1 protein-coding gene is annotated in these 645 nt (G+C 68.2%); it reads left to right on the top strand.

Features of this window, described 5'->3' with window-relative positions:
• Nucleotides 1-625, top strand: a 625-nt coding sequence (locus A8G15_RS26815; protein WP_245688017.1) for an aldehyde dehydrogenase family protein, incomplete at its 5' end; no start/stop codon positions are given.
• Between the last annotated feature and the right edge of the window lie 20 nt (nucleotides 626-645).

Genomic DNA, 645 nt, shown 5'->3' with positions numbered 1-645 from the left:
GTTCCTGGACAAGTTCGTCGAGACCGTCGAGCGGGCGGTCCCGGGCGGCACCGACGATTCGACGTACGGCCCGATGACCCTGCCGCGCCAGATCGACATCGTGCGCAGCCACGTCGAGGACGCCCTCGCCAAGGGCGGCACCGCCGTCGTCGGTGGTCTCGAGTCCGTGCAGGAGCGGTTCGTCGAACCGGTGATCCTCACCGACGTGCCGGAAACCTCGAGCGCGGTCTGCGAGGAGACGTTCGGCCCGACCGTCGTCGTCAACAAGGTGCGCGACCTCGACGAGGCGGTGGAGCGGGCCAACGGCACCAGCTACGGACTCGGCGCGTCGATCTTCACCAAGAGCAGATCACGGGGCCGCGCGCTCGCCGAGCGCCTGAACAACGGCATGGTTTCGGTGAACTCGGTGCTCGGTTTCGCGGGCATCCCGTCGCTGCCGTTCGGCGGGATCGGCGAGTCCGGTTTCGGCCGCATCCACGGCGCGGACGGGCTGCGCGAGTTCAGCCGCCCCAAGGCCGTCACGGTCGAGAAGTTCAAGGCACCGCTGAACCTGATGTCGCTCGAGCGTTCCGAGCGGGACATGAAGATCTCGGCCGCCATGCTCAAGTTCATGCACGGCCGGTGATCGCGTACCGCCCACGTCCG

The organism is Rhodococcus phenolicus (genome assembly GCF_001646785.1).
GTDB classification, from domain to species: Bacteria; Actinomycetota; Actinomycetes; order Mycobacteriales; family Mycobacteriaceae; genus Rhodococcus; species Rhodococcus phenolicus.
This window is presented reverse-complemented; position numbering and strand designations above follow the sequence as displayed.